This window comes from Nocardia sp. NBC_00511 (assembly GCF_045161165.1).
Classification (GTDB): domain Bacteria; phylum Actinomycetota; class Actinomycetes; order Mycobacteriales; family Mycobacteriaceae; genus Nocardia.
Genome location: NZ_CP107849.1, coordinates 6,669,909 through 6,694,565, shown reverse-complemented (window position 1 = coordinate 6,694,565; position 24,657 = coordinate 6,669,909). Strand labels below are relative to the sequence as shown.

The 24,657-nt window shown below is 66.5% G+C and carries 22 protein-coding genes; 10 read left to right on the top strand and 12 right to left on the bottom strand.

Annotation, left to right across the window (positions count from 1 at the left end; genetic code table 11):
- Positions 1-120: 120 nt before the first annotated feature.
- The 3 genes from OG300_RS31260 (at position 121) to OG300_RS31250 (ending at position 3,792) form a co-directional block, all read left to right on the top strand.
- Positions 121-1,104, top strand: a complete 984-nt coding sequence (locus OG300_RS31260; RefSeq protein WP_405487153.1) for an NADPH:quinone oxidoreductase family protein — start codon at positions 121-123, stop codon at positions 1,102-1,104.
- Between the two features lie 55 nt (positions 1,105-1,159).
- Entirely contained in the window at positions 1,160-2,665 is a 1,506-nt protein-coding gene (locus OG300_RS31255; RefSeq protein ID WP_405487151.1) for a class I adenylate-forming enzyme family protein, read from the top strand.
- Positions 2,666-2,820: 155 nt separating this feature from the next.
- Positions 2,821-3,792: an esterase/lipase family protein gene (locus tag OG300_RS31250; RefSeq protein WP_405487149.1), complete on the top strand. Its 972-nt coding sequence runs from the start codon at positions 2,821-2,823 to the stop codon at positions 3,790-3,792.
- Between the two features lie 58 nt (positions 3,793-3,850).
- On the opposite strand, the gene OG300_RS31245 is transcribed toward OG300_RS31250, so the two are convergent.
- The 3 genes from OG300_RS31245 to OG300_RS31235 all read right to left on the bottom strand — a co-directional run bounded on the left by OG300_RS31245 (position 3,851) and on the right by OG300_RS31235 (position 7,431).
- Complete coding sequence (locus OG300_RS31245; protein ID WP_405487147.1) at positions 3,851-5,191, bottom strand: QsdR family transcriptional regulator; 1,341 nt, start codon at positions 5,189-5,191, stop codon at positions 3,851-3,853.
- Positions 5,192-5,286: 95 nt separating this feature from the next.
- Positions 5,287-6,642, bottom strand: a complete 1,356-nt coding sequence (locus OG300_RS31240; RefSeq protein WP_405487145.1) for an LAGLIDADG family homing endonuclease — start codon at positions 6,640-6,642, stop codon at positions 5,287-5,289.
- Between the two features lie 78 nt (positions 6,643-6,720).
- Positions 6,721-7,431, bottom strand: a complete 711-nt coding sequence (locus OG300_RS31235; protein WP_405487143.1) for an SDR family oxidoreductase — start codon at positions 7,429-7,431, stop codon at positions 6,721-6,723.
- Positions 7,432-7,500: 69 nt separating this feature from the next.
- Here OG300_RS31235 and OG300_RS31230 point away from each other — a divergent pair, with 69 nt between their 5' ends.
- The gene (locus OG300_RS31230) at positions 7,501-7,875 is read left to right on the top strand and encodes a MerR family transcriptional regulator (protein ID WP_405487141.1); all 375 of its coding nucleotides are present in this window, start codon (positions 7,501-7,503) and stop codon (positions 7,873-7,875) included.
- 91 nt (positions 7,876-7,966) lie between these two features.
- On the opposite strand, the gene OG300_RS31225 is transcribed toward OG300_RS31230, so the two are convergent.
- The 5 genes from OG300_RS31225 to rpsF form a co-directional block, all read right to left on the bottom strand.
- On the bottom strand, positions 7,967-10,393 hold the full coding sequence (locus OG300_RS31225; RefSeq protein ID WP_405487139.1) for a replicative DNA helicase: 2,427 nt from the start codon (positions 10,391-10,393) through the stop codon (positions 7,967-7,969).
- A 684-nt stretch (positions 10,394-11,077) separates the two neighbouring features.
- The gene (gene rplI / locus OG300_RS31220; protein WP_405487137.1) at positions 11,078-11,533 is read right to left on the bottom strand and encodes a 50S ribosomal protein L9; all 456 of its coding nucleotides are present in this window, start codon (positions 11,531-11,533) and stop codon (positions 11,078-11,080) included.
- A 17-nt stretch (positions 11,534-11,550) separates the two neighbouring features.
- Positions 11,551-11,820: a 30S ribosomal protein S18 gene (gene rpsR, locus OG300_RS31215; RefSeq protein WP_120739213.1), complete on the bottom strand. Its 270-nt coding sequence runs from the start codon at positions 11,818-11,820 to the stop codon at positions 11,551-11,553.
- A 95-nt stretch (positions 11,821-11,915) separates the two neighbouring features.
- Positions 11,916-12,497 carry a single-stranded DNA-binding protein gene (locus OG300_RS31210; RefSeq protein WP_405487135.1) on the bottom strand — a complete coding sequence of 194 codons (582 nt, stop codon included), beginning with the start codon at positions 12,495-12,497 and terminating at the stop codon, positions 11,916-11,918.
- Positions 12,498-12,614: 117 nt separating this feature from the next.
- Positions 12,615-12,905 carry a 30S ribosomal protein S6 gene (gene rpsF, locus OG300_RS31205; RefSeq protein WP_405487133.1) on the bottom strand — a complete coding sequence of 97 codons (291 nt, stop codon included), beginning with the start codon at positions 12,903-12,905 and terminating at the stop codon, positions 12,615-12,617.
- 294 nt (positions 12,906-13,199) lie between these two features.
- On the opposite strand from rpsF, the gene OG300_RS31200 reads away from it, so the two are divergent.
- Complete coding sequence (locus OG300_RS31200; protein WP_405498753.1) at positions 13,200-14,534, top strand: hypothetical protein; 1,335 nt, start codon at positions 13,200-13,202, stop codon at positions 14,532-14,534.
- Here OG300_RS31200 and OG300_RS31195 read toward each other — a convergent pair.
- Positions 14,439-14,996, bottom strand: coding sequence for a CGNR zinc finger domain-containing protein (locus OG300_RS31195; RefSeq protein ID WP_405487131.1), 558 nt, complete (start codon positions 14,994-14,996; stop codon positions 14,439-14,441). The two genes, OG300_RS31200 and OG300_RS31195, sit on opposite strands and share 96 nt — an antisense overlap.
- An 87-nt stretch (positions 14,997-15,083) precedes the next feature.
- On the opposite strand from OG300_RS31195, the gene OG300_RS31190 reads away from it, so the two are divergent.
- The gene (locus tag OG300_RS31190) at positions 15,084-16,001 is read left to right on the top strand and encodes a DMT family transporter (protein ID WP_405487129.1); all 918 of its coding nucleotides are present in this window, start codon (positions 15,084-15,086) and stop codon (positions 15,999-16,001) included.
- A gap of 73 nt (positions 16,002-16,074) precedes the next feature.
- On the opposite strand, the gene OG300_RS31185 is transcribed toward OG300_RS31190, so the two are convergent.
- Both OG300_RS31185 and OG300_RS31180 read right to left on the bottom strand, forming a co-directional pair.
- Positions 16,075-17,196 (bottom strand): DUF475 domain-containing protein, encoded by a 1,122-nt coding sequence (locus OG300_RS31185; RefSeq protein WP_405487127.1) that lies wholly within the window; start codon positions 17,194-17,196, stop codon positions 16,075-16,077.
- A gap of 109 nt (positions 17,197-17,305) precedes the next feature.
- Entirely contained in the window at positions 17,306-17,881 is a 576-nt protein-coding gene (locus OG300_RS31180) for a TerD family protein (RefSeq protein ID WP_405487125.1), read from the bottom strand.
- Positions 17,882-18,114: 233 nt separating this feature from the next.
- On the opposite strand from OG300_RS31180, the gene OG300_RS31175 reads away from it, so the two are divergent.
- The 4 genes from OG300_RS31175 (at position 18,115) to OG300_RS31160 (ending at position 23,935) form a co-directional block, all read left to right on the top strand.
- Entirely contained in the window at positions 18,115-19,317 is a 1,203-nt protein-coding gene (locus OG300_RS31175; RefSeq protein WP_405487123.1) for a hypothetical protein, read from the top strand.
- Between the two features lie 119 nt (positions 19,318-19,436).
- A complete protein-coding gene (locus OG300_RS31170) occupies positions 19,437-20,594 on the top strand; it encodes an HpcH/HpaI aldolase/citrate lyase family protein (protein WP_405498752.1) in 1,158 nt (385 codons plus the stop codon).
- Positions 20,591-23,044, top strand: coding sequence for a phosphoribosyltransferase (locus OG300_RS31165; RefSeq protein WP_405487121.1), 2,454 nt, complete (start codon positions 20,591-20,593; stop codon positions 23,042-23,044). The genes OG300_RS31170 and OG300_RS31165 overlap by 4 nt, the downstream gene beginning before the upstream one ends.
- 27 nt (positions 23,045-23,071) lie before the next feature.
- Positions 23,072-23,935 carry an HAD family hydrolase gene (locus tag OG300_RS31160; RefSeq protein ID WP_405498751.1) on the top strand — a complete coding sequence of 288 codons (864 nt, stop codon included), beginning with the start codon at positions 23,072-23,074 and terminating at the stop codon, positions 23,933-23,935.
- Here OG300_RS31160 and OG300_RS31155 read toward each other — a convergent pair.
- On the bottom strand, positions 23,865-24,620 hold the full coding sequence (locus OG300_RS31155) for an isocitrate lyase/phosphoenolpyruvate mutase family protein (protein WP_405487119.1): 756 nt from the start codon (positions 24,618-24,620) through the stop codon (positions 23,865-23,867). The two genes, OG300_RS31160 and OG300_RS31155, sit on opposite strands and share 71 nt — an antisense overlap.
- Positions 24,621-24,657 lie beyond the last annotated feature (37 nt).

Below are 24,657 nucleotides of genomic sequence, written 5' to 3'. Positions count from 1 at the left end.
CATTGACACCTCGACCCTCGTATGGAACGTTCACAGTGATTTGTTCCAAATATGCGGGTCATCACCGGGCGGTTGCTCGGCTGCGTCTCGGTTGCCCCCGCACATTGACCGGAGGCAGCTGTGAAGGCTTGGCAGATAGCAGAATTGGGCGACCCCGTGGATGCCCTGCGGTGGACCGATGTCGATGATCCCGTCGCCGGACCGGGGCAATTGGTGGTCCGGGTTCGTGCCGCTGCGGCGAATTTCCCCGATGTACTGATGTGCCGGGGTGAATACCAGGTCCGCCCGGAACTGCCGTTCACGCCGGGCGTCGAACTCTGCGGCGAGGTGGTCGCCGTCGGTGCGGATGCGGGCGGCTTCCGGACCGGGGACCGGATCATCGGCGTGACGACCATGCCGCACGGCGCGTTCGCCGAGTTCGCCCTGGTGCGAGCCGCCGAGGTCTTCGTCGCACCGGGCATTCTCGAGGACGCACAGGCCGCCGCGTTCCACATCGGCTATCAGACCGGATGGTTCGGGTTGCATCACCGGGCCGCGCTGCAGCGTGGTGAGACGCTGGTCGTGCATGCCGCGGCAGGCGGGGTGGGAAGTGCCGCGGTGCAATTGGGCAAGGCGGCCGGTGCGCGGGTGATCGCGGTCGTCGGCGGTCCGGACAAGGTGGCGATCGCACGCTCGCAGGGAGCCGACGTCGTCGTGGATCGGACCGCCGAGGACTTCGTCGCTGTGGTGCGGGCCGTCACCGACGGTCACGGCGCCGACGTGATCTACGACCCGGTCGGTGGAGAAACCTACACGCGCTCGACGAAATGCATCGCGTTCGACGGGCGGATCGTCGTGGTCGGCTTCGCGGCCGGAGTGGTGCAGGCTCCGGCGCTCAATCACGCACTGGTGAAGAACTATTCGATTCTCGGACTGCACTGGGGACTGTATCGACAGCATCGCCACCGCGCGGTGCTCGAGGCGCACGGCGCGCTGACCGAACTCGTGGATCAGGGGCTCATCTCGCCGGTCATCGACAGCATGATCCCGCTCGTCGAGCTCCCCGAAGGACTCACCAGGCTCGGTGCGGGTGCGACCGTCGGCCGCGTCATTCTGCTGCCGTGATCCCTGGGAAGCCATGTACCGCAAGACTTTCGAATATTCGAGGAGTACCCCCGTCATGGCCAATATCGTCGACCCCGCCTGGCGGCACGCCACGATCGATCCGGACCGCATCGCGCTGCGCACCCCCGGCGAAGAACTGAGTTACGGCGAACTCATCAGACGCGCGGCGAGTTTCGGCGGAATGCTGCGCGAACTCGCCGTCGGGTCCGGTGACCGGATCGTATTGATCGCCCCGACCCGGCCGGAGTTCGTGATCGCCTACCTCGGCGCACAGCTGGCCGGGGTCGTGGTCGTCACCGTGAACACCATGGCGACCAGGCATGAAATCGACTGGGTGATAGTCGATTCGGATGCGTCGCTGATCGTGGACTGGCATGTCGGCACCGCGGGAGCTGCCGCAGCCGCCTTCCGTGGAATCCGGCGGGTGCGGCTGGAACCAGGTGCGATCACGGACTCCGAACATCCATTGCTCGAACCGATTTCGCGATCCGTCGACGACACCGCCGTGCTGCTCTACACCTCCGGAACCACGGGCAAGCCCAAAGGCGTGGAGCTGACCATCGCCAACCTCGCGCACACCGCAAATGTCTATGCCGAGCAACTCGGTCTCGGATCTGCGGACCGGCTCGGTACGGGACTGCCGCTGTTCCACGTCTACGGCCAGGTCGTCGCGTTGCTCACCGCGCTGAACCTGGGTTGCTCCTTCTCGTTGCTGTCACCGTTCACGCCGGTCGCCATGCTCGAGCTGATTCGCGATCATGAGCTCACCGTGGTGGCCGGTGTCCCGACCATGTGGCACGCGATGCTGCGCGCCGACAGTGATATCGGCGCCGCCGACGTGTGCGGTCTGCGCTTGGCGGCATCCGGGGGAGCGGCGCTGCCCCGGGAGGTGGCCACGGCCTTCGCCGAGCGCTTCGGGTGCACCATTCTCGAGGGTTACGGCCTGACCGAATCCACCGGTGCGGCAACCTATCTGGCCCTCGATCGTGACTACCCGGAGGGCTCGGTGGGGCAGGCGCTGCCCGGCACCGATATCGAGATCCGGGACGCGGACGGTACCGAGGTGGCGATCGGCGCGATCGGCGAGGTCTTCCTGCGCGGCCCCTCCATCATGAAGGGCTATTGGCGGCGTCCGGACGCGACCGCCGCCGAGCTGCCGGGCGGCTGGCTGCGGACCGGAGACCTGGGGTTCCTGGATTTCGACGGGTACCTGTTCATCGTCGATCGGTTGAAGGAGCTCATCATTCGCGGCGGGTACAACGTGTATCCGCGTGAAGTCGAGGAGGTGCTGCACCGGCACCCGGGCATCGCCGAGGTCGCGGTGATCGGTATCCCGGACCCGCGCCACGGGGAGGAGGTCGGCGCGGCCGTCGTGCTGCTGCCCGGTCACAGTCCCACCGCGGAGCAGATCAGGGTCTGGGCGAAGGAGCGCCTGTCCGCGTACAAGGTGCCGCATCGCTTCGTGTTCGTGGACGCACTGCCGCTCGGACCGACCGGCAAGGTGCTCAAGCGTGCGATCGACTGGACCGCGCTCACGGCGGCAGGCGGCGGGGAACCGTGAGCACCCGGCACTGACTAGTCGGGTGATGTGTGAGACGGTCGGCCGTCTGTGTTCCATCAATTGCTGAACTTACTCGGGATTCTTCATTCAATCATTACTCGATGGTAAAGCGTGATAGCAATGGACAAGGCACAACGTCGTTCCAGGAGATCCATATGTCTTCACCTCACCCGATCCGTCGCCGCGGCCCGTTCCGGCTGCTCGCCACTGCCGTATCAGCCTGCGCCGCAGCACTTTCCATGACATCGACCGCCGCCGCCGAACCGTCCTACCCGGTGCCCTACGGGTTGGGCGCGGGCCTGGCCCACTACTTCGATCCCGCGTCCCCGCCCGGCGCCAACGATTGGAACTGCCGGCCCTCCTCGGCGCATCCGGAGCCCGTCATCCTGCTGCACGGCCTCACCGCACCGCAGGCCGCCGACTGGGCGACGCTCGCACCGCTACTGGCCGACAACGGATACTGCGTCTTCGCGCTCAACTACGGGATGCAGCCACAGTTGCCCGCCCCGCTGAACACGGTGCCGGGTCTGGGATCCATGATCGACTCGGCGACAACGGAACTCGCACCGTTCGTGGACCGGGTGCTGGCCGCCACCGGAGCGGAGAAGGTCGACTTCGTCGGCCACTCCGAGGGCACCGTGATGCCGCGCTGGTACATCAAGTTCCTCGGGGGAACCGACAAGGTCGCCAAATCCGTGAACCTCACCCCGGTCAACAACGGCACCCAGGCCAATGGCGGAGCGCTGCTCGGGGCACTGCTCGCGCGGGTGGGGCTGTGGGGCGGGGCGCAGCAGCTGGTGCTGAACGCGGGGGTCGGGGCCGCGGTGCAATTGACCGCCGGATCCGACTATCTCGACGCGCTCAATTCCGGTGTGGCCTATGAACCCGGCATTCGATACACGTTCATCATGACCCGCTACGACGAGATCGTATTGCCCTACACCAGCGGGTTCGGGCCGATCGCGCCCAACGTCACCAACATCGTGGTGCAGGACCAGTGCCCGCTCGCGCTCTTCGAACACAACGGGGCATCCTCCGATCCGGTTGCGGCACAACATGTGCTGAATGCGCTCGACCCCGAGCACGCCATGCCGATCGACTGCTTCGGCCACCCCCGCAACGGGTGAACCGCGGCTGCCGTGCGCGCCGAACCGGCGGCAGCCGACCAGGACAGCGGGACCCGCATCACGGTGATGCGGGTCCCGCCGCGCCGCTGGTGCCCAGCAGCAGGCGCTGCACCTGCTGCAGATGCTCCACGTCGCCGCGCATGTCCGCGGCCGTGTCGTTGTACAGGAAGGCCTCGCCCACCCGAGCCAAAGCGTAAGCCAGCGTGGATGTTTCGACCGGCGGGCGGTAACCGTCGACGCGGCGGGCGCGCTCTATCAATGCCTCGATGACGGCGACGCTGCCCGCATGGACGAGGCCGTCGGCGCGGGTGATCAAACGCAGTGCGGTGGCTTCCTCGTTGCGCAGGAACGCGCGGAGTCCGGGATCCGCGGCCACCGCCCGGGTCGCCTGATCGAGCACCTCGGAGATCCGTACCGCGCCCCGACTGGTCTGCCGACGATCGACACGGACCACCAGCTGCGCGAACGCACGCGCGAAGGCGGCCGCGAGCAGGCCCTCCCGGGAACCGAACCACCGGTACAGGGTGGTGCGGCTGATACCGAGTTCCGTTGTCACCGCGGCTATTTCGAACCGCTCCGTGGTTCGGAAGCTGCGCAGGGTCGCATCGAGCACCTGGTCCTCGGTGGCGCCGGGCGCCCGGCCCGGCCGCTCCGGCGGACTGGACTGCGCGAAAGTCAGTTCCGGATAAGGTTGTTCGGCGGTCGGCACCGGCGAGTCGGTGCGATCCGAGGTGTGCGCCTGATCGAGCCGGTGCGCCGCCGCCGCATCCAGATGCCGAAGTGTCGCAACGATCATCGACACGGTCAGTTCCGCGGCCGCGTCGAAATCCAACCCGAGTTCGACAGCCTGCGTGACACCACGCACCGCGATATCGGCCACCACCGCCGCACAGAACTCGGCACTGACACCCCACACGCTGCCGCCCGTGTGATGCTCGACGCGAATCAGCTCGGCGATCGCAGCGATGACCGGCGCCATCGCCTCATCGGTGAGCTGCTGCGCATGCGGCCTGGTGGCCGACCCGAACAACACCCGGAACCCGTGATCATGCCGCGCCGCGAACTCGAACAGCGCCCGCGTCGTCACCTCGGTGTGCATCCGCACCCCGAGCCCCGCCGCCCGCCCATAACTCTCGAGCATCCACCCCCGCAGCCGCCCCGCCTCCCGCCGCGCACAAGCCTCGAACAGCTGCTCCTTCCCCCCGAAATGCGCATACAGCGTCGGCTTCGAAGTCTCCGCCGCCACCGCCAGCTCATCCATGGTCACCCCATCGAACCCGCGCACCCCGAACACAGCCACCACCCCATCGAGCAAGCTGTCATCAGTAGGCCGCACCGCAGTCGATCGCCTCCGCTTGACGCCCCGATCAACCCCCGGCTCACGGTTCGAGACGGTCATGAACCACAGGCTACAGGCCGCGACACCACCATCTCGAGCGCTGCCGCAGAGCCCGAACAGCACCGATCCCCCGCCGCGACGACCGGGTACCGCCGTCACAGGCTGGTCCGAACAGCTATCCCCTGCGCAACAAGGCCGTTCGAGCCATCCGGGGAAGCCGCGAACACAACTTGTTCACCGAGAAGCGTGATTTCGGTGATCCGATCCCAGAAGATGTCGTCCAGGCACAGCATCGCGAGATCGGCGGCATCGAGGATCTCCGCCGCTCGTGCCAACCGCAACCGGCTCGGCGAACTCTTCCACATGGCCGACCCGCAGTACTTCGTACCCATGGCGGCTTGAAACTGCCGATGGGTCATTCCTCGTGTCGGCAGCAGTTGCTGGGCGCGGTTCCACACTTCACGCGGAACGGTATCGACGTTGGTGTTCGTGGTCATCGTGTCGAGTTGTGCCAGAGCGGCTTCCGCGGACCTGCCGCGCGCACCGTGGACGCCGACATCCTCGAGAAACGTCGTCTGGTTCTCACCGCCGTCGACCACCAGATGCCAGCAATCGCGATACCCGGGCTTCTGCACTCGTTTGAGTCGCCCGTGGACGCCCAGCCGGAGCAGCAGCACGGTGACATCCTCGATCAGCCGCAGACTGGTCGAGGCGTAGTAGATCCGCGCTTGCCTGCCTCGCTCGTCCCATCGAACGGATCCGTCCGTCGCCCACAGATGCCGTAAGAACAGCGCTACCTGTTCAGTCGGCAGCGTGAAAATCGCTGCCGGAACGAACTTTTCATAGCTTCGAAGACCGAACAGTCCGAGCTCGTCGAGCCACGCGGCGATCGGATTCCGTCGGCCGTGTGTGAGGTGATATGGGGCAGGCAAGCGCAACGTGGTCACCCTGGCCGCCGCATAGTCATCGCGGACGGCGGTGACTCCGAAATGCGTGGCCGCATTGGTTACCGCGGCCAGGTTCTCTTCGTCGATGCTGGCATATCGGATGGGCTGCCGCTTCACGCACGAACCGTCACCGATCATGTGCGCGAGCAGAATCACCTCGGCGTCGGGCAGCTCCGTAGCTTGCAGGGTTTCCGGAATCCAACGGGGGATGGCGATCCGGTCATCGACCGCGAGGGTCCTCACACGCCGCCATCCATCAAGGGTTCTCAGCCCAGCGGTACCCGCGATCTCGATGGATCGACCGGAAGCCAGGCGAACCCGCACGACATCGGTTCTACCCAGCGGAATGATCCGATCCACTGGGCGCGCGACGAAGGCCATCCGCCCGTCGAGCGACCACACCGATGGCCTTTCGCCACTGTCTACGAGCGCCTTCAACGAAACGGGCACTCCATTATCGGCGCGCAAGACACGCGCCGATTCCGCAATACCGCCCAGTTCACGGACCTCGAAAGCATTGTCGGACTCACGATCCGACTCTTCGAAAGAGCGATCAGCAAGCATGCGACAACCGTATGTCGAATCTATGTTCGACACGCGGAAGTTGATCAGTGCAGCGGCACAAATGTGTGGCGGTGGATGTTACGCACGGCGGACGAGCTGCGGATAGAGCAGCGCCGGATCCTCGCCGAGACGCGCCTTCCAGGCTGAGGTCTGTGCATCGGCCAGCACCTCGAGGGCGCCCGCTCGCACACCGTCGAGTGCGCGGCGCGCGATCAGGGCCGGGTCGGTCTTGTCGACGTCGATACCGGTCATCATGTCGGTATCGACGCTGGCCATGGCCAGCCCGGTGACCTGGGTGCCCTGATCGGCGAGTTCGACGCGGATGCCGTTGGTCAGCGCCCAGGCGGCGGCCTTGGAGGCGGAATAGCTGTTGGAATGTTCGTACGCCATCCAGGCCATCACCGACAACACATTGAGTACCGCGCCACCGCCGTTCGCGGCCAGCACCGGCGCGAACGCGCGGACCATGCGCAAGGTCCCGAAGTAGTTGGTCTCCATCTCTTTCCGGATATCGGGCATCGCGCCGTCCACCAGTTTCGCGAACGTCGAAACACCGGCGTTGTTGATCAACAGCGTCACGTCCCCCGCTGCTGCCGCCGCGGCCGTGACGGACGCATCGTCGGTGACATCCAGCCGGATCGGCACCACCCCGGGCAGATCCACATCCTCCGGATTGCGGGCTGCCGCGTAGATCTTCGCTGCACCCCGGCTCTGCAATTCAGTGACGAAGCGTCGGCCGATGCCACGATTGGCGCCGGTCACCAGTGCGATCGAGTTCTCGAGTTCCATGAGCGCTACGCTAAAACCTGACGTCGGCGTGAGAGGCAAGCCGATCCAGCGTGAAAGACGGCACATCGCATGCGAATCGGAGAACTCGCCCACCGCGCCGGTGTCAGCGTGCGCGCCCTGCGGTACTACGAGGAACAGGAACTACTCATCCCCGAGCGGACCGCCTCCGGCCAGCGCATCTACACCGAGGACGCAGTCGAGCGGGTACGCATCTTCCAGCTGTTCTACGCGGCCGGACTCAGCAGCCGCACCATCGCAAAGCTGTTGCCCTGCATCGACACCGGCAAAACCACCCCCACCCAACGCGACGAACTAGTCGCCGAACGCGGCCGCCTCGCCGGGCACATCGGCACCATGACCAACGCCCTACACCGCCTCGACGACCTGATCACAGCCGCCGACCAACGCACAGAAATACCCGCTGTCGGCACTGGGCTGACCTGATGGACTCGAATCGCGGGGCATGCCTGCCCTGGCCGACCAGCAAAGCTCGCCGACCGAATCTTCTTGCGACTGAGACCAGTACGAATCCGGGCTAACCGCGCGCCATGTCGACGAAGCGGCTGAGATGCAGCTGGTGGGCGACGGTGATCGTTGCGGTGGGGCCGTTTCGGTGTTTGCCGAGGATGAGGTCGGCCTCGCCGCCTCGGGGGTCGTCGCGTTCGAAGGCGTCCGGACGGTGCAGCAGGATGACCATGTCGGCGTCCTGCTCCAGGGAGTTATGGGTCGAAATGCCTTGTGCCACAAAGTTATGCGTCTCGGCGACGGTGCCATCGTAGACGTCTTGCACACCGAGGCTGGTGATTTCGACGATGTGGTCCCAGCGGACGTCGTTGGTCGCGTACATGTCGATACCCGCGTCATCCAGCACTGCGGCGATCCGGGCAATGCGCGATCGGGCCGCCGAGTGCTTCGACTTGGTGGAACCGCAGAAGCGGGAGCCCATCGCGGACCGGATGTCCGGGGGAGCGATCTCCTTGGTTGCCAGCAGGGTTCGGACCTTGTCCGCGACCTGGCTCGGAACCGCGTCCACCGTGGTCGCTTTCGCAACAGGCTTCGGTGCGATCGCCGCCGAGGTCTGAACGAATCCGGGCACGCCGATCGCGGTCAGGAACACTGTCTGGTTGTCCGCACTGGCAACCTTGATCAACCAGCCCGCGTCGGCGGTCTTCGCGCGCTTGATCACGCTGTGCACGCTCAAACGCAGCAGGAGCTGCCCGATGTCATCGATCAGTCGACGACTTGCCGAGGTGTACTCCACCCGGCCGTGGTCGTGCGCCGCATCCCAGCGAATCGACCCGCCGACTGTCCACAGCTCCTTCAGGAACAGCGTGACCTGGTCGTTCGGAAGCGAGAAAACCTCTGCGGGAACGCAGTCCGCGCCTGCGGCCACGGTATGCGCCAACGCCACGACCTCATCGTGCGTCAGGCGCTCGGTGCGGGCGGGCTCGTGCACGACGCGCGGAATGGCCAGTTGATCGCCGACGGACAACCTGTCCAGCGGAATCCACCCGTCGAGGGTCAGGAACGGGTGATTCCCGGTTGCTTCGACCTCACGCCCCGAAGCCATCCGCAACCGGAAGACCTCTTTCTGCCCGCTGGGGAACACCTTCACCATCGGCCGGGCAACCATCCGCATCCGCTCGTCGAGCGACCACACCAGCGGTTGCTCTCCGGTTTCCAGCAATTCGCCGAGCGTCACCTCACTCCCGTTGTCCGCGCGCAGAATCCGCGTGGACGCCGGAAGGCAGCCCGACTCACGAAGGTCGGACACCATGGGGCGCTTATCGGTTCGCTGTTCCGGACCACGGTTCAGCTGGGAGATGGCGACCACCGGGCATTCGAGTTCCTTGGCCATCAGCTTCAAGCTTCGGGAAAATTCCGAGACTTCCTGCTGGCGGGATTCGACCTTCTTGCCGGAGCTCATCAGCTGGAGGTAGTCCACCACGATCAGGCGGAGATCATGCCGCTGCTTGAGGCGGCGGGCCTTGGCGCGGATCTCCATCATGGTGAGGTTCGGCGAATCGTCCACGAACAGTGGCGCTTCGCTGATCTCACTCATCCGGCGAGCCAGCTTCGTCCAGTCGTCATCGGTCATGCGCCCGGAACGCATGTCGCCCAACTTGATTCGAGCCTCCGCCGACAGCAGACGCATCACGATCTCGGTGCGGCTCATTTCGAGGGAGAACATGACGCTCGCCAAGCCGTGCTTGATCGAGCAACTGCGCATGAAATCCATTCCCAAAGTCGACTTGCCCACGCCGGGACGCGCCGCGACGATGATCATCTGGCCGGGGTGGAGGCCGTTGGTGATTTCGTCCAGTTCGGTGAAGCCGGTGGGGACGCCGAGGGAGATGCCGCCTCGGCTGGCGATGGAGTCGAGTTCGTCCATCGTGGGCTGGAGGATGTCGGTGAGGGCGGCGAAGTCTTCGCTGGAGCGGCGTTCGGTTACTTCGTAGAGTTCGGCTTGGGCTCGGTCTACGACCTCGGCTACGTCTTGGCCGTCGGCTCCTGCGTAGCCGTACTGGACGATTCGGGTGCCGGCCTCTACCAGGCGGCGGAGGATTGCCTTCTCCGCAACGATTTCCGCGTAGTAGCCGGCGTTGGCGGCGGTGGGGACCGTTTGGGTGAGGGTCACCAGGTAGGGCGGGCCGCCGATGCGTTTGAGTTCACCCTTGCGGTCGAGGGTGGCGGAAACGGTTACGGGGTCGGCGGGTTCGCCGCGGCCGTAGAGGTCCAGGATGGCGTCGTAGACGGCCTGGTGGGCTGGGCGGTAGAAGTCGCCGGGGCGGATTACCTCGATGACGTCGGCGATGGCGTCCTTGGACAGCAGCATGCCGCCGAGGACCGATTGTTCGGCGGCCATGTCGTGCGGAGGTTGGCGGCCGAAATCCTCACCGGGGGCCTCGGGAAAATCCGACGGGCCGTGATCGTCGTGCCCGCGATCGTCGACGACTGCCATCTGGCTCGACCGTCCTCTCTGCTCGCGCCCGCAACGACGTGCATGACCGTTTGTACGCCTGCGCACCGACAGACTTCGGCAGCCACGCGGGCCGCCGCGCCGAACTGTGAACGCGCAGCGGCAAACCCGTGGTGGATGTGGAGCACCTGTCGATCGTGCCGTCCCCGGGCTGTGGACACGACAATGAATGCGAACCTAGGCGACCGGATGGGAACGCGCCAAACGGTGCTGTGCACACAGCTGTGGATAACGTGGGTATTGTTCACCAACCGTTGTGCACCCCCTGTGTATTACTTGGGGACAACAGTCGGCGATCTCGGTTCAGCCGCAGGTAGTGGCCGACTTCTCACTTCGCGCAATTGTGGATCAAACCTGTGCGGCGTGTCGCTGGACAGCGCGCTCCGGGCGTGTTGGGTGAACGGCAGACCACTAGCTTGTGACCGGTCGCACAATGAGAACGGTTGGTTTGCTGAGCAATCCACAACCTGGGCAAACAGTCCGAACCTTGCGCGCCGATGCTACGGGCCAATCCCCCGACCTGGCAACAGCAATCAATTGGCAAACAGATTCGGAGACCACCCGATACCGAGGTGGCCTCCGAATCAGAGACCGCGAGAACGCGATACGAAAACTCCGCGAGGCCCGGCCGACACGATTGTCGACCGGGCGAAGCGATAGGCCGAATTACTCGGCGGCGGCGACCTGCAGGTCGACTTTGGCACTCACGTCGGGGTGCAGGTGCACCACGACGCCGTGCTTGCCGGTGCTCTTGATGTGAGCCTTCGGCAGTTCGATGCTGCGCTTGTCGACAACCGGACCACCGGCGGCCTTGATCGCCGAAGCGACGTCGGCGGCGGTGACCGAGCCGAAGAGCTTGCCGGTGCCCGCGGTCTTCACAGACAGCGAAACGCCGGTCAGACCCTCGAGGGCCTGCTTCAGCTCGTTGGCGTGGTCCAGGTCGCGCACACGACGGGCGTCCTGCGCCCGGCGGATGCCGGCAACCTGCTTCTCGGCACCACGGGTGGCGGTGATCGCCAGGCCACGGGGCAGCAGGAAGTTACGGCCGTAGCCGTCCTTGACCTCAACGGTGTCGCCGGGCGCACCGAGGTTGTCGACATCAGCGGTGAGGATGAGCTTCATTGCTGTGCCTTCCTTTCTCAGCGAGCGGTGGACACGTAAGGCAGCAGGGCCACCTCACGCGAGTTCTTCACGGCGACGGCGATATCGCGCTGGTGCTGGACGCAGTTGCCCGTCACCCGGCGCGCACGGATCTTGCCACGATCGGAGACGTACTTGCGCAGCAGCGCAGTGTCCTTGTAATCGATCTTGGCGCCGGCCGTGTTGTTCTTCTTGCCTGCCTTGTCTTCCTTGCAGAAGGTGCAGGCCTTCTTCTTGAGCACCTTTTCGCGTGCCGGTGCTTTGGGCATGGTCTTACTCTCCAAAACTTCTGGGGGAGGTCACTCCCTGTGAGAGCCGTTCCCGCACAACCGAATCGACACCCCGAAAGGTGTATTCCGTTGGGTCAGAACGGCGGTTCGTCGTCCATTTGGCCGCCCCCGAAGGAACCGGCCGCGGGGGCTGAGCCCCACGGGTCGTCGCCGGCACTCTGGCCGCCACGACCCCCGCCACTGCCACTGTTACCGCCACCGGAGAAGCCGCCGCCGCCTTGCTGGCCGCCGCCGCCCTGTGCGCCACCGCTGCCGCCGCCGAAGCCGCCGCCTCCGCCACCACCGCCACGGGTGGTTTTGTTGACCTTCGCAGTCGCGTACTTCAGAGAGGGACCCACCTCTTCGACCTCGAGCTCGACGACCGTGCGCTTCTCACCCTCGCGGGTTTCGTAGGAGCGCTGCTTGAGTCGTCCGCTCACGATCACTCGTGAGCCGCGGGTCAGGCTCTCAGCGACATTCTCCGCAGCCTCACGCCAGATGTTGCAGCGCATGAACAGCGCTTCGCCGTCTTTCCATTCATTGGTATTACGGTCGAACACACGGGGAGTCGACGCGACGGTGAAGTTCGCGACGGCCGCTCCCGCGGGCGTGAATCGAAGCTCGGGGTCAGCCGTCAAATTGCCGATGACGGTGATGACCGTGTCGCCCTGGGCCATGGTTCCTCCTGCTTTCCGGTGCAGTCCGCAATGCGCTCGCCGTGTTCGAGACACGGTTTGTCAGTCAGCCTAGAGACAGGCACCGACGGTTACGAGCGACGTTGCGGGAGGACTGGACTACTTCTTGTCGAGGCGCAGCACCTTGGTGCGCAGCACCGACTCGTTGAGCCCCAGCTGGCGATCGAGCTCACTCACGGTCTCGGGCTTGGCGGTCAGCGTGACCACCGCGTAGATGCCCTCGGCCTGCTTGGTGATCTCGTAGGCGAGACGCCGGCGGCCCCAGATGTCGACGTTGTCGACCTTGCCGCCCTCGGCACCGACAACACCGAGCATGGTGTTCAGATTCGGGCCGACGGTGCGCTCGTCCAGGCTTGGATCGAGAATAACCATCACTTCATAATGACGCACGGACCTCATCACCTCCTGTGGACTGTAAACGGCCCACGGACTGTCCGTGGGCAGGAGGGTTCGTTGCGTCAGCAACCCGCCAAGGCTACATGACCCGCTCCGGCCAGCAGAAATCGGGCGTCGACAGGGTTGGGAAGCGGCACCTCCGGGCAATTCGGGCCAGTGATGAGTTGTGCCGAGCGGTATAGGGGAGGGCGGCCTAGGGTGATGCCCATGTCGAACCGACCCGTCGTCAGCGAAACGGTTTCCCGCCGTCGCGAAACGGGTCTCACGCTGATCGCCTTCGTATCGACGATGGTGTGCGCGATCACCGTATTGATCGGATATTGGAACAAGGCGCGCTGTGCGGGCGGCGCGGTCGACGGGTCCGGTCGCAGCCTGATCTTCGATCAGATCAAGGACTCGAATGTCTGCTACTCCGATATTCAGTACCTGTGGCTCGGCCGCGGCATCGACGAGCACGTCTTCCCGTATATCAGCGGCGGTATCACCCCGGACGGTCAGCTGACCGGCGGCGCGGTCGAATACCCGGTGCTCAGTGGTCTTTTCATGTGGATCGGCGGCATCGGCTCGCACACCGACGCGGACTTCCTGCTGCATTCGGCGCTGCTGCTCGCCCCGTTCGCGCTGCTCACCGCGTATCTGCTGGCCAGGATGGCGGGCTGGGCGGCGCTGCTGTGGGCGGCCGGGCCGCCGCTGGTGCTCTACGCCTTCCACAATTGGGAACTCCCGGTGGTTTTCACCACCGTCGCCGCCTTCTATGTGGTGACCATGCTCACCCGGTATTCGTTGCGCGATCGCGGCATCGCGGCCGCGGTATTCCTGGCGATCGGCTTCTGTTTCAAGCTGTATCCGGGAATCTTCGTGCTGCCGTTGCTGCTTCACGTGCTGGTCGGCGAATTCCCTTTGCGGAGAAGTCGATTCGATGTGCGTGGTGCGGTGTTGGTCGCGGCGACCGCGATCGGCACGGTGGTGGCGATCAATCTGCCGTTCGCACTGGCCGGTTACGACGGCTGGCGGGCGTCGATCACCTTTCAGCAATTGCGGCAGGCCGACATCACCACGAATTCCATTTGGTACTGGGGATTGCGGCCGCTGTTCGGCAGCACGCAGCAGGACGAGAACGCCTTCCAGCAGTGGGTGACCGCGGCCTCGCCGCTGCTGGTGGTGGCGGCGTTCCTGGTGGCCTGCTGGCTCGGCCTGCGGCGGTGGCAGCTGTCCGGGGTGTATCCGTGGATCGGCGTCAGCGGCGCCATGCTGTGTGGATTCCTGTTGTTCCACAAGGTGCATTCGCCGCAGTACACGCTGTGGCTGATCCCGTTCCTGGTGCTGCTGCGGGTGCGGTGGTCGCTGGTGGCGGCGTATCTGGTGGCCGACGCGTGCATCGGGATCGGGGTGTTCCGGTACTTCCATGCTCTGGGCTCCGGGCATTCCGCGGAGTTCGAACAGCACGTCGTGCAGGTGGGTGTGTGGGGCCGGGCCGCGCTGCTGGTGGTGTTCTTCTTCCTGTTCGCGACCGCGCGACCGCGGCCGCTAGGCCGGTTCGGTGCCGCGGGCGCGGAAGGCCTTGCTCTTGGCCCGGTTTCCGCAGACCGCCATATCGCACCACCGGCGCGAACCGCCGCGTGAGGTGTCCAGGTAGAGGCGGGTGCAGGCGTCCCGCCCGCACTCCTTGAGCAGTTCCCGATCGGGTCCGCCGAGTAGTTCGACGGCGGCGCGGGCGATGGCCGCCAGCGCGGAATCGACTGTGCCGCCGCGTCGTACGCTGCCGTCCGCGCGCAGGGTCAGCTCCGGGAGCGGCTGCTGAGCGTGCCGGTTGACCAGTCGCCGGTCCGCGTCGGCGAAGGGGTCGCTGGCCAGGGCCGCGAGCATCAGCCGCCAGGTCGCTTCGCGTAGGCGCACAGCCGTTTCCAGATCGTCGGCGGTGGCGTCCGGTGCGGTGTCGAGCAGTCCGGCGGCCACGAACCACGCGCCGAGATCGCCCGGGCCCGTGAGCCGATCCTCGAACGTGGTGCGCCGCTCCGCCACCGTGCCGATGAAGTTCAACGCGAGGTCGCCGCTGACGAACAGGTGCGGGTCGAAAGTGGACATGTCTTCGATAGTAACCCCCTTGACAGGTTATGCAATGGAGTGCCACCGTAGTAACCAGCTCAAGTGGTTACGCACCTTGGAGGACTCATGAACAACCGGCTTCTCGAAGTGGCTGGCCCGCCCGCCCTCATCTTCATGTGGAGCAGCGCGTTCATCGCCGGGATCATCGGCGTCGGCACCGCCCCGCCCATGCTGGTGCTGTTCGCTCGTTTCGCGATCGCGGGCCTGGTGCTGATCGCCTACGCGCTGATCGTGCGGGCGCCCTGGCCGCACGGACGGCTGCTCGCGCACACCGCCGTTGCCGGATTGCTCATGCAGATCGTGCAGTTCGGGGCGTTCTACACCGCCATGCACGAGCACGTCACCGCCGCGGTCATCTCGTTGATGCAGGGCTTGAGCCCGGTCGTGATCGCCGTATTCGCCGGTGTGCTGGGCGAATCCGTGAGCAAAGTGCAGTGGCTCGGGTTCGGGGTGGGCGGGGTCGGTGTCGCGCTGGCGGTGCTCGATCACCGCTCGACCTTCTCGGTGCTGGGACTGCTGCTGTGCGTGGTCGGGCTCGCGGGGCTGAGCCTGGGCACGGTGTACCAGAAGCACTTCACCCCGGGCGTCGATCCGCGGACCGCGACCGCCGTGCACGTCTCGGTCAGCGCACCCTTCGCGGGCGCATTCGCCTTGGCGGGCGGCAACTTTCACATCGCGGATCCGGCCCGGTTCGGCGGGGCCATGGTGTGGATGGTGCTGGTGAATTCGATCGGCGCGTTCCTGCTGCTCAATACGATGTTGCAGCGCTGGGACACCACCCGGGTGAGCCGCTTCTTCTTCGCCATCCCGGCGGTGACCGCGGTGATGGCGTGGCTGGTGATCGATCAGCCGCTGCACGCGCTGACCATCGCGGGGCTCGGCGTCGGACTGGTCGGGCTGGTGCTCGCCTCGCGTCGGCCCGCCGCGCCGGAACTGGGCGTCGCACCGCAGCCTGCCGTCCGTGAGCGGGTCGCCGCCGCGTGAGAAAAGAAGCCGCGTGAGAAAACAAGAAGCCCGCCACACGAGATCGTGTGGCGGGCTTCGTTTGTCAGAGCTGTCAGCCGACGGTGGACTTCTCCAGGCTGATGTCCTCGCCGTCCTCGTCCCCGCCCGCGGCGGCCTCCCGGCGATTGCGGATCACGCTGCTGATGAACGCCGCGCCGATGAACGCCACGCCGACCAGGCCGCTGATCACCTCGTTGACGTGCACGCCGATGGTGATCAACAGGATGATCGCCAGCGCGCCGATGGCCCAGAACGCGCCGTGCTCGAGGTACACGTACTCCGAGAGCGTGCCCTTGCGGACCAGGTACACGGTGATGGATCGGACGAACATGGCGCCGATCAGGCCCAGGCCCAACGCGATCAGGATCGGGTCGGAGGTGATGGCGAACGCGCCGATGACACCGTCGAAGGAGAACGACGCGTCGAGCACCTCCAGATACAGGAACAGGAAGAACGCCGCCTTGCCCGTCGCCTTCGCGATCCCGGAAGGGCCTGCGGCGGATTGCTCTTCGGCGTGTTCCTCGGCATGGAACATCGACCCGAGCCCGTCGACCAGGATGTAGGTGATCACACCCAGGATGCCGGCCAGCAGCACCGTGCCGCGGTCATCGGCGTCGGCGATGACCTCCGCCGCGATCACGATCGCGAGCAGGGTGAGCACCACCGCGAGCATGTCCAGCTTGCCGAGTTTGGCCAGCGGCCGTTCGATCCAGCCCAGCCAGGTGACCTCGTGCTCCTCGAGGATGAAGTTGAAGAACAGCAGCAGCAGGAACGCGCCACCGAAGGCCGCGATCTGCGGATGCGCGTCGGTGAGCAGCTTTTCGTAGGAGGCGCTGCCGTCGGGGAAGGTGAGCGCGCCGTCCGCGGGCGGGTTCATCGCGAGATCGAAAGCGCGAACGGGGCTGAGCCCCGCGGTGACCCACACGATCGCCAGCGGGAACACCAGGCGCATACCGAAAACGGCGATGACGACACCGACGGTCAGGAAGATGCGCTGCCAGAACTCGCTCATCCGCTGTAGCACACTGGCGTTGATGACGGCGTTGTCGAAGGATAGCGACACCTCGAGGATGCCCAGGATCGCGCACAGGAACAGTGCCGTGGGGCCGCCGTAGATCAGCGCCGCGAGCAGCGCCAGCACGGTGACGATTATGGAGAGGCCGAATATTCGCACCGCGGAGGGCCTTTCGTAGTGCCGGGTCAGGTGTGGGGTGAAGCGGGTGTGCACACACGCGGGAGGGCCCGTGCGCCCGAGCCCTCCCTGGTGCGATCAGTTATGTCGATTAGACATTGACGCCGAAGTCGCGGGCAATACCCGCGAGCCCGGACGCGTAGCCCTGACCGATGGCGCGGAACTTCCACTCGGCCCCGTTGCGGTACAGCTCGCCGAAGACCATGGCGGTCTCGGTGGAGGCGTCCTCGGAGAGGTCGTAGCGGGCCAGCTCGGTGCCGTTGGAGCGATCCACCACGCGGATGTAGGCGTTGCGGACCTGGCCGAAGCTCTGGCCACGGGCGTCGGCGTCGTAGATCGAGACCGGGAAGGAGATGGACTCGATGGTCGGCGGCGTGTTGGCCAGGTCGACGTTGATGACCTCGTCGTCGCCTTCGCCCTCACCGGTGAGGTTGTCACCGGTGTGCACGATGCTGCCCTCGGGGGACTGCAGGTTGTTGAAGAAGACGAAGTGCTTGTCGGACAACGCCTTCTTGTCGGCGCCGGTCGCGATGGCACTCGCGTCGAGGTCGAAATCGGTACCGGTGGTGGTACGGACATCCCAGCCGAGGCCGACGGCAACCTGGGTCAGGTTGGGGGCCGCCTTGGTGAGTGAAACGTTACCGCCCTTGGACAAACTGACACCCATGCGGGAATCCCTTTCGTTGTAAAGCGTTCGGAGCGTTTGCTGCGGTGCGGCATGTCCGAATTGTCGGTTTCCGCTACGAACGACAGTAGTAGGTCACCCGCACCTTGTGTAGGAACGGATCGGAGACATCCGGCAGTTCCAGCCTGGCACATGACGAGCATTCGCACATGCCAGGTTCGCGTAGTTGATCGTCGAGGTCGCCGATGTTGTGAACGTTCTCCTACGATCGTGGCGTGGCAGGCCGTCGAAGCGGATGGTTCCGGGGCAACACTCCCCGGAACAACGAATGGGTTCAGCAGGCCCGGCAGACGCTGACGGCCGCCTTCCTCGATATGGACCGGCGGCAGAGCATCGCCGAGGCCGCCGTCGCCGCGTCCGCGGCCATGTTCCCCGACCGCGGCATGACCGCACGCTGGGAACCTGTGCGGGCTCGCTGCTACGACGCCTCCGGCGCCTACCTGGCGCTCGACGAACGGCTCGAAACAGCCGAACGCGACGGCACGGTCATCCCGCAACCCGAGATAGACGGCCAGATCCGCCGGCTGGCCGACGCCGCCCGCGCGGTCGACGAGTTCTATCGCGGCAATCAGGCCCACCTGGAGAACGCCGTCGCCGTCTACGGCTCGGTACCGCAACTCGTCGCCCAGGTGCGCGCCGCCGCCCAGCAGCAGCGCCAGGCCGCCGACGCCTCCCCGTATGCCAGCTACCCCTCGATCCGGCAATCGGCGGCCGCCGTGGATGAGGGTCTGATCACACTCGAGGCGGCCGTCGCGGGCGGTGTCGGCGGCGCGCGCGAGGCCGCCACCCGGCTCGAGACCAGCACCGCCGCGCTGTCGAGGGCCCTGGAAGACGCACCGGGCAAACAGCATTCGGCCGGCACCGCACTCGCCTCCGCGGCCACCCGCCTCGACGCCGCCCGCAACCGGATGCAGCGCGTCGGCCCGGCCATGTCCGCGCTGCTCCGCGAATTCTCCGCTGCATCATCGAACGATTTGGCCAACAATGGGCGGCAAGCCCAGCAGGCCGTCGACACCGCCGACGCGGAACTGTCGCGAGCCCGGGCCGCCCTGAACAACCACGACCCGGAGCAAACACTTGAACTGACCACCTCCGCCCGCGGCCACCTCGCCACCGCCGAGGAACGCGCCGACGCCGTCACCGACCGGCTCACCCTGCTGCGCCAGGTCCGCGACCAGCCACAGGAACGCGCCAAGACGGTCCGCTTCAAACTGCGTGACGCCCAGATGCTGGCCGTCAACAACGGGCTCGTCCCGCAGTGGGGATCGGTCCTCGACGCCCAGGCCGAACGCCTGGACCGGGTCACCGGCGCCCTGGTCGGACGCCACCCCGACTACTGGACCTACGTGTCCGAACTCGACGCCATCTCCGCGTTCATCGCCGGAGTCGTCGATCGCATGCGAAATACCGAGAGATAGACCGAAAGCCACCAGGAGAACCACGGGTACCGATGACCGCGATTATCACCACCGATCCGGTGCCCGGCCTCGCCTCCGCCGTGGCACCCACCCCGGTGTCACTGCGCAAACGCTTCCCGCTGCGGCACTTCCAGCAGGTGCCCGGACCCGAACTGCGACGGCTGTTCCACCGGCTGCCCGAACCCTTCGGCGGCTCCGGCGACCGCGAACTGCTGTCCATGGCGCTCGGGGCCACCCTGTACGTGCCCGCCACCCGGCCCGGCCTCACCACCAGCATCCTGCGTCAGGCCGCCGACGGGGTCTGCTCGATGGTCATCGACCTCGAGGACGCCGTCGCCGACCATGCCCTGGAAGCCGGAAAAGGCCACGCCGCCACCACCATCGACGAACTCTCCGAGAGCGTCGAGCCGTACCCGCTGCTGTTCGTGCGGGTGCGCACCGCCGCGGGCATCGGCGAGATCATCGACCGGGTGCGCACCGACGCCCGCGCGCTCACCGGATTCGTGCTCCCCAAATTCGACAGCTCCTGCGCCGCCGAATACCTCGAGGCGCTCACCGTCGCCTCGGAACGGCTGGGCCGCAACGTCTTCGGCATGCCGGTGCTCGAATCACCGGTGCTGGTGCACCGGCAGACCCGTGATCGGGAACTGCACCGCATCGGCGCGCTGCTCGCCGAACACCGCGAACGCATCCTCGCCGTCCGCATCGGGGCCACCGACATGTGCTCCACCTTCGGCATTCGCCGCGACCGCGACCTCACCATCTACGACGTGCGGGTGGTCGCCGACGTCATCGCCGACATCGTCAACTACCTGGGCCGCGCGGACGGCACCGGATTCACCATCACCGGGCCGGTCTGGGAGTACTTCGCCGACCACGCCCGCATGTTCCGGCCGCAACTGCGCACCTCGCCCTTCGCCGAGATCGACGCCGTGCCGTTCCGGCAGTACCTGGTCAGCCGCGACCTCGACGGACTGCTGCGCGAGATCAGCCTCGACCGTGCCAACGGCATCCAGGGCAAGACCGTCATCCACCCCTCGCACGTGGCCGTCGTGCACGCGATGTCGGTGGTGTCGCACGAGGAGTACGCCGACGCCCTCGACATCCTCGGCACCGACGCCGGCGGAGTCGCCGCCTCGGAGTACCGCAACAAGATGAACGAGATGCGGCCGCACCGCAGCTGGGCACACCAGATCACCCTGCGCGCCAAGATCTTCGGCGTAGCCAACCGAGGAGTCTCCTTCGTGGATCTGCTCAAGGCCCTGGTGGAATCATGACCACCGACCCCGCCCTACCCTGGGCCACCCGCACCCTCGGCCTCACCCTGCACCACCTGCGCAGCTGGGTACCCGCCGACGCCTGGGACATCCCCGCGCTGATCCAGCCCGGCCTGCGCCGCAACCCCCGCCGCGCCCACCTGCTGGTCTCCACCGTCCTCGGCAAACACCTCCCCACCGACCCACACCGCGTTCTGGACGCGGGCAACCGCCTCGGCGACCTGGTGCTGGATGTGTTGAAAACCACTGCTGGCCAGCATGATTCCGGCGCTGGGGTGAGCGTCGAGCTGGACGATGAAGCGGAGACGGCGGCCGTCGTGCTCGGCTTCGCGGAGACCGCGACCGGGCTCGGTCACACGGTGGCGGCGCGGATGAACGCGCAGTGCTACCTGCACTCCACCCGGCGCGACGTGCCCACCGCGGAAACCCTCACCGGATTCGAGGAGGGGCACTCGCATGCCACCTCACACCTGCTGCAACCCGCACCCGCCGCGATCTTCCGCAACCAGCTGCCCATGGTCCTGGTGGACGACGAGATCTCCACCGGCGCAACCGCACTCGACGCGATCCGCGCCCTGCACGCCTTCACCCCGCGCCCGCACTACGTCCTCGCCTCCCTGGTGGACATGCGCACCGAAGCCGACAAGCGGGCCTTCGAGGCCGCCGCAGATGAACTCGGCGTCCGCATTGACACCGTCTGCCTGGCCGCCGGACAGACCCACCTCCCCGATGACCTTCTCGACGCCGTGCAGGCTCTGCCCGACCCGGAGCTGAACCCGGTCGCAGCGGTGCGCGGCACCGTCATTCGTGTCGACCTACCGTGGCCGGAGGCCGTCCCCGAAGGCGGCCGCCACGGCTTCCTGCATTCCGACACAACAGCATTCGATGAGGCCGTAGATGAAGCGGTGACCGTCCTACTGGATGCGCTCGCGGACCGACCGGCGATCGTCATCGCCCACGAAGAACTCATGTACCTGCCACTGCGGTTGGCGGCGGCGCTCTCCGCTCGCGGCGTTCCCACGCTGTACCAGACCACGACGCGTTCCCCGGCCTACGTCCTCGACGAGCCCGGCTACCCGCTACGCCGCGGATTCCGTTTCACCGCACCGGAACTCGGTGAATCCGCCCCGCGCTTCGTCTACAACGCCGATTGGCCCGACCGTGCGCCAGGAGATCCGGTCCCGCGTCTGCTGCTGGTCCTCGACGACCCCGCCGACACCGAACGCCTCACCGCGACAGGCGGTCTGATCGACGTTCTCACCGCCTCGGGCGCGGATGTCGTGGTCGCGGTGCTGCCAGCCGCTGATCCACGCGCATTGCTCGAGGCACGTGAGGCCACATTGCCGGAACCGTTGCGAGGTCCGGCTTTCGGGTCGTATGACGCGGATGAGGTCGGCTGGCTGTTGCAGGATCTTTCGGCGGTGGCGCTGGAAGCCGAAGTGGGGGAGCGGGAGCGGCGGATTCAGGCTGGGGTGGCGCATTACGCGGAGTCGCTGCCGGTGGAGTATCAGCCGGATGCCGGCTATCGGGAGTTGTTCGACAAGGTGCTCGCCGAGAGTGCGGAGCGCTTGGCGCTGGCCGTCGCTACCGTCGCGGAGCTGGTGGTGGCCGAGCGTGGCGAGCAGGTGGTGCTGGTTTCGTTGGCGCGGGCCGGGACTCCGGTGGGTGTGTTGATGCGGCGGTGGCTGGCTCGGCGGGGAGTAGACGCGCCGCATTACGCGGTGTCGATCGTGCGGGAACGGGGGATCGACTCGGTCGCGTTGGATTATCTTGCACGGCATCATGATTCGGCACAGGTGGTGTTCGTTGACGGGTGGACCGGCAAGGGGGCCATCACTCGTGAGCTGAACGATGCGCTGGACGAGTATCACGCGGCGGGCGGGGCGCGGTTCAACGGGGAGCTGGCGGTGCTGGCGGATCCCGGTGGGTGCGTGCGCACCTACGGCACGCGCGACGACTTCCTGATCGCCTCGGCCTGCCTGAATTCCACTGTGTCCGGGCTCATCTCACGCACGGTACTCAATGCCGAGCTGATCGGGCCCGGGGAGTTCCACGGCGCGAAGTTCTATCGCGAACTGGCGGACCAGGATGTGTCGAACCGGCTGCTCGATGCCGTCACCGACAGCTTCGACACCATCGCACCGCAGGTCCCCGGCCAGGTCGAAGCCCTGCTGGCGGCCGATCGCAGCCCGACTTGGGCGGGTTGGGCGTCGGTGGAGCGGGTGCGCGCCGACTACGGCATCTCCAGCGTGAACTTCGTGAAACCCGGTGTGGGCGAGACCACCCGGGTGCTGTTGCGCCGGGTGCCGTGGCGGGTGCTGGTCCGCGAGGCCGACGCACCCGAGCACGCGCACATCCGGATGCTGGCCGCCGCTCGCGGCGTCCCGGTCGAAGTGGTGCCGGATCTCGCATATGCCTGTATGGGCTTGATCAAGGATGTGAAGGGGTAAGTGGTGCAACGGTCGATACGCGGGGCCATGGTGGCGACGGATCTGGATCGGACGATGATCTACTCCCGGGCGGCCTTCGGAGACGGCAGCGAACCCGCCACCGTCTGCGTGGAACACTATGAGGGACAGCCGTTCTCGTACATGACCGTAACGGCCGCATCGCATTTCGACGCGCTCGCCGACGTGGTCGCGCTGATCCCCGTCACCACCCGCACCATCGAACAGTTCCAGCGCGTCCGACTGCCCGGCGCGCCCTCCGGCTACGCCGTCACCAGCAACGGCGGCAGCATCCTGCGCAACGGCCTGCCCGACCGGCGCTGGCGTTCGGCCCTCGACGCCCAGGTGCGCGCCGACTGCGCGACCCTGGTCGAGGTGCGCACGGAACTGCGTGCACGCGTGGACGAATCCTTCGCGCTCAAGCTCCGCGACGCCGACGACCTGTTCTGCTACCTGGTCGTCGACCTCGAACGACTACCCGCCGACTTCGTCGCCGAGTGGGACGCCTGGTGCCGCCCGCGCGGCTGGAGCGTGTCCCGACAGGGCCGCAAGATCTACGCCATGCCCGCACCGGTCTGCAAAAGCCGTGCGGTGCAGGAGGTTCGGCGACGCCTGGTGGAATCCGGCGACCTCGACCCGCAGGCGCGGCTCTACGCCGCCGGTGACGGCGCGCTCGACGCCGAGATGCTGCGCATCGCCGACGCCGCCATCCGCCCCCGCCACGGCGAGCTCGAGCAGCTGAACTGGAGCCACCCGAACGTCACCGTCACCTCCGCCGCGGGCATCCGCGCCGGGGAGGAGATCATCGACTACTTCCTGCGCGTCACTGCCAGGCGGCCAGCAGGCGATCGGTCTCAGCCGACAGCGCACGCTGCAGGAACGGCCCGAAACTGACTCGGGCGACACCCAATTCGGCGAACGCGGCGGGGGAGCCCTGCTCGGGAATCCCGATCGCGTTCACCGGCAGCGGCAGCTCCGTGCACAGCGTGCGCTGCACCTCGGGCTCGTGGCGACCCACCGGGTAGAGCACGTCCGCCCCGGCCGCGGCGGCCAGCCGCAGCCGCTCCAGCGCGCCCGCCAGCCGCTCCTGCGCCGTCCCGCCGTCGGGACGCATGAACAGGTCGGTGCGGGCATTGATCACCACGTGCACACCGGTGGCGTCCGCCGCCGCGCGCAGCTCGGCGACCAGATCCGCGTGCTCCTGCGGAGTGCGCAGCCGACCGCCCTCGCTGTGCACGGTGTCCTCGAGATTGAAACCCACCGCGCCCGCCTCGAGCAGCCCGTCGATCAGCGCCGACGGCTTCTGGGCGTACCCGGACTCCAGATCCACCGATACCGGAATATCCACGGCGGCAGTGATTTCCCGGACCCGGCCGAGCACGTCGGCGAACGACATACCCTCCCCGTCCGGCTTGCCCAGCGAATCCGCCAGCGGATGACTTCCGATGGTGAGGGCGCGGAAACCCGCGGTCTGCACCAGATTCGCGGACCACGCGTCCCACACCGTCGGCACGATCACCGGATCGCCGGGGCGATGCAGGGCCAGGAAGTTCGTTGCTTTCTCACCGATGCTGGTCATGGCATCGATCCTGCCAGCACTTCGCACCGGCGTGCTG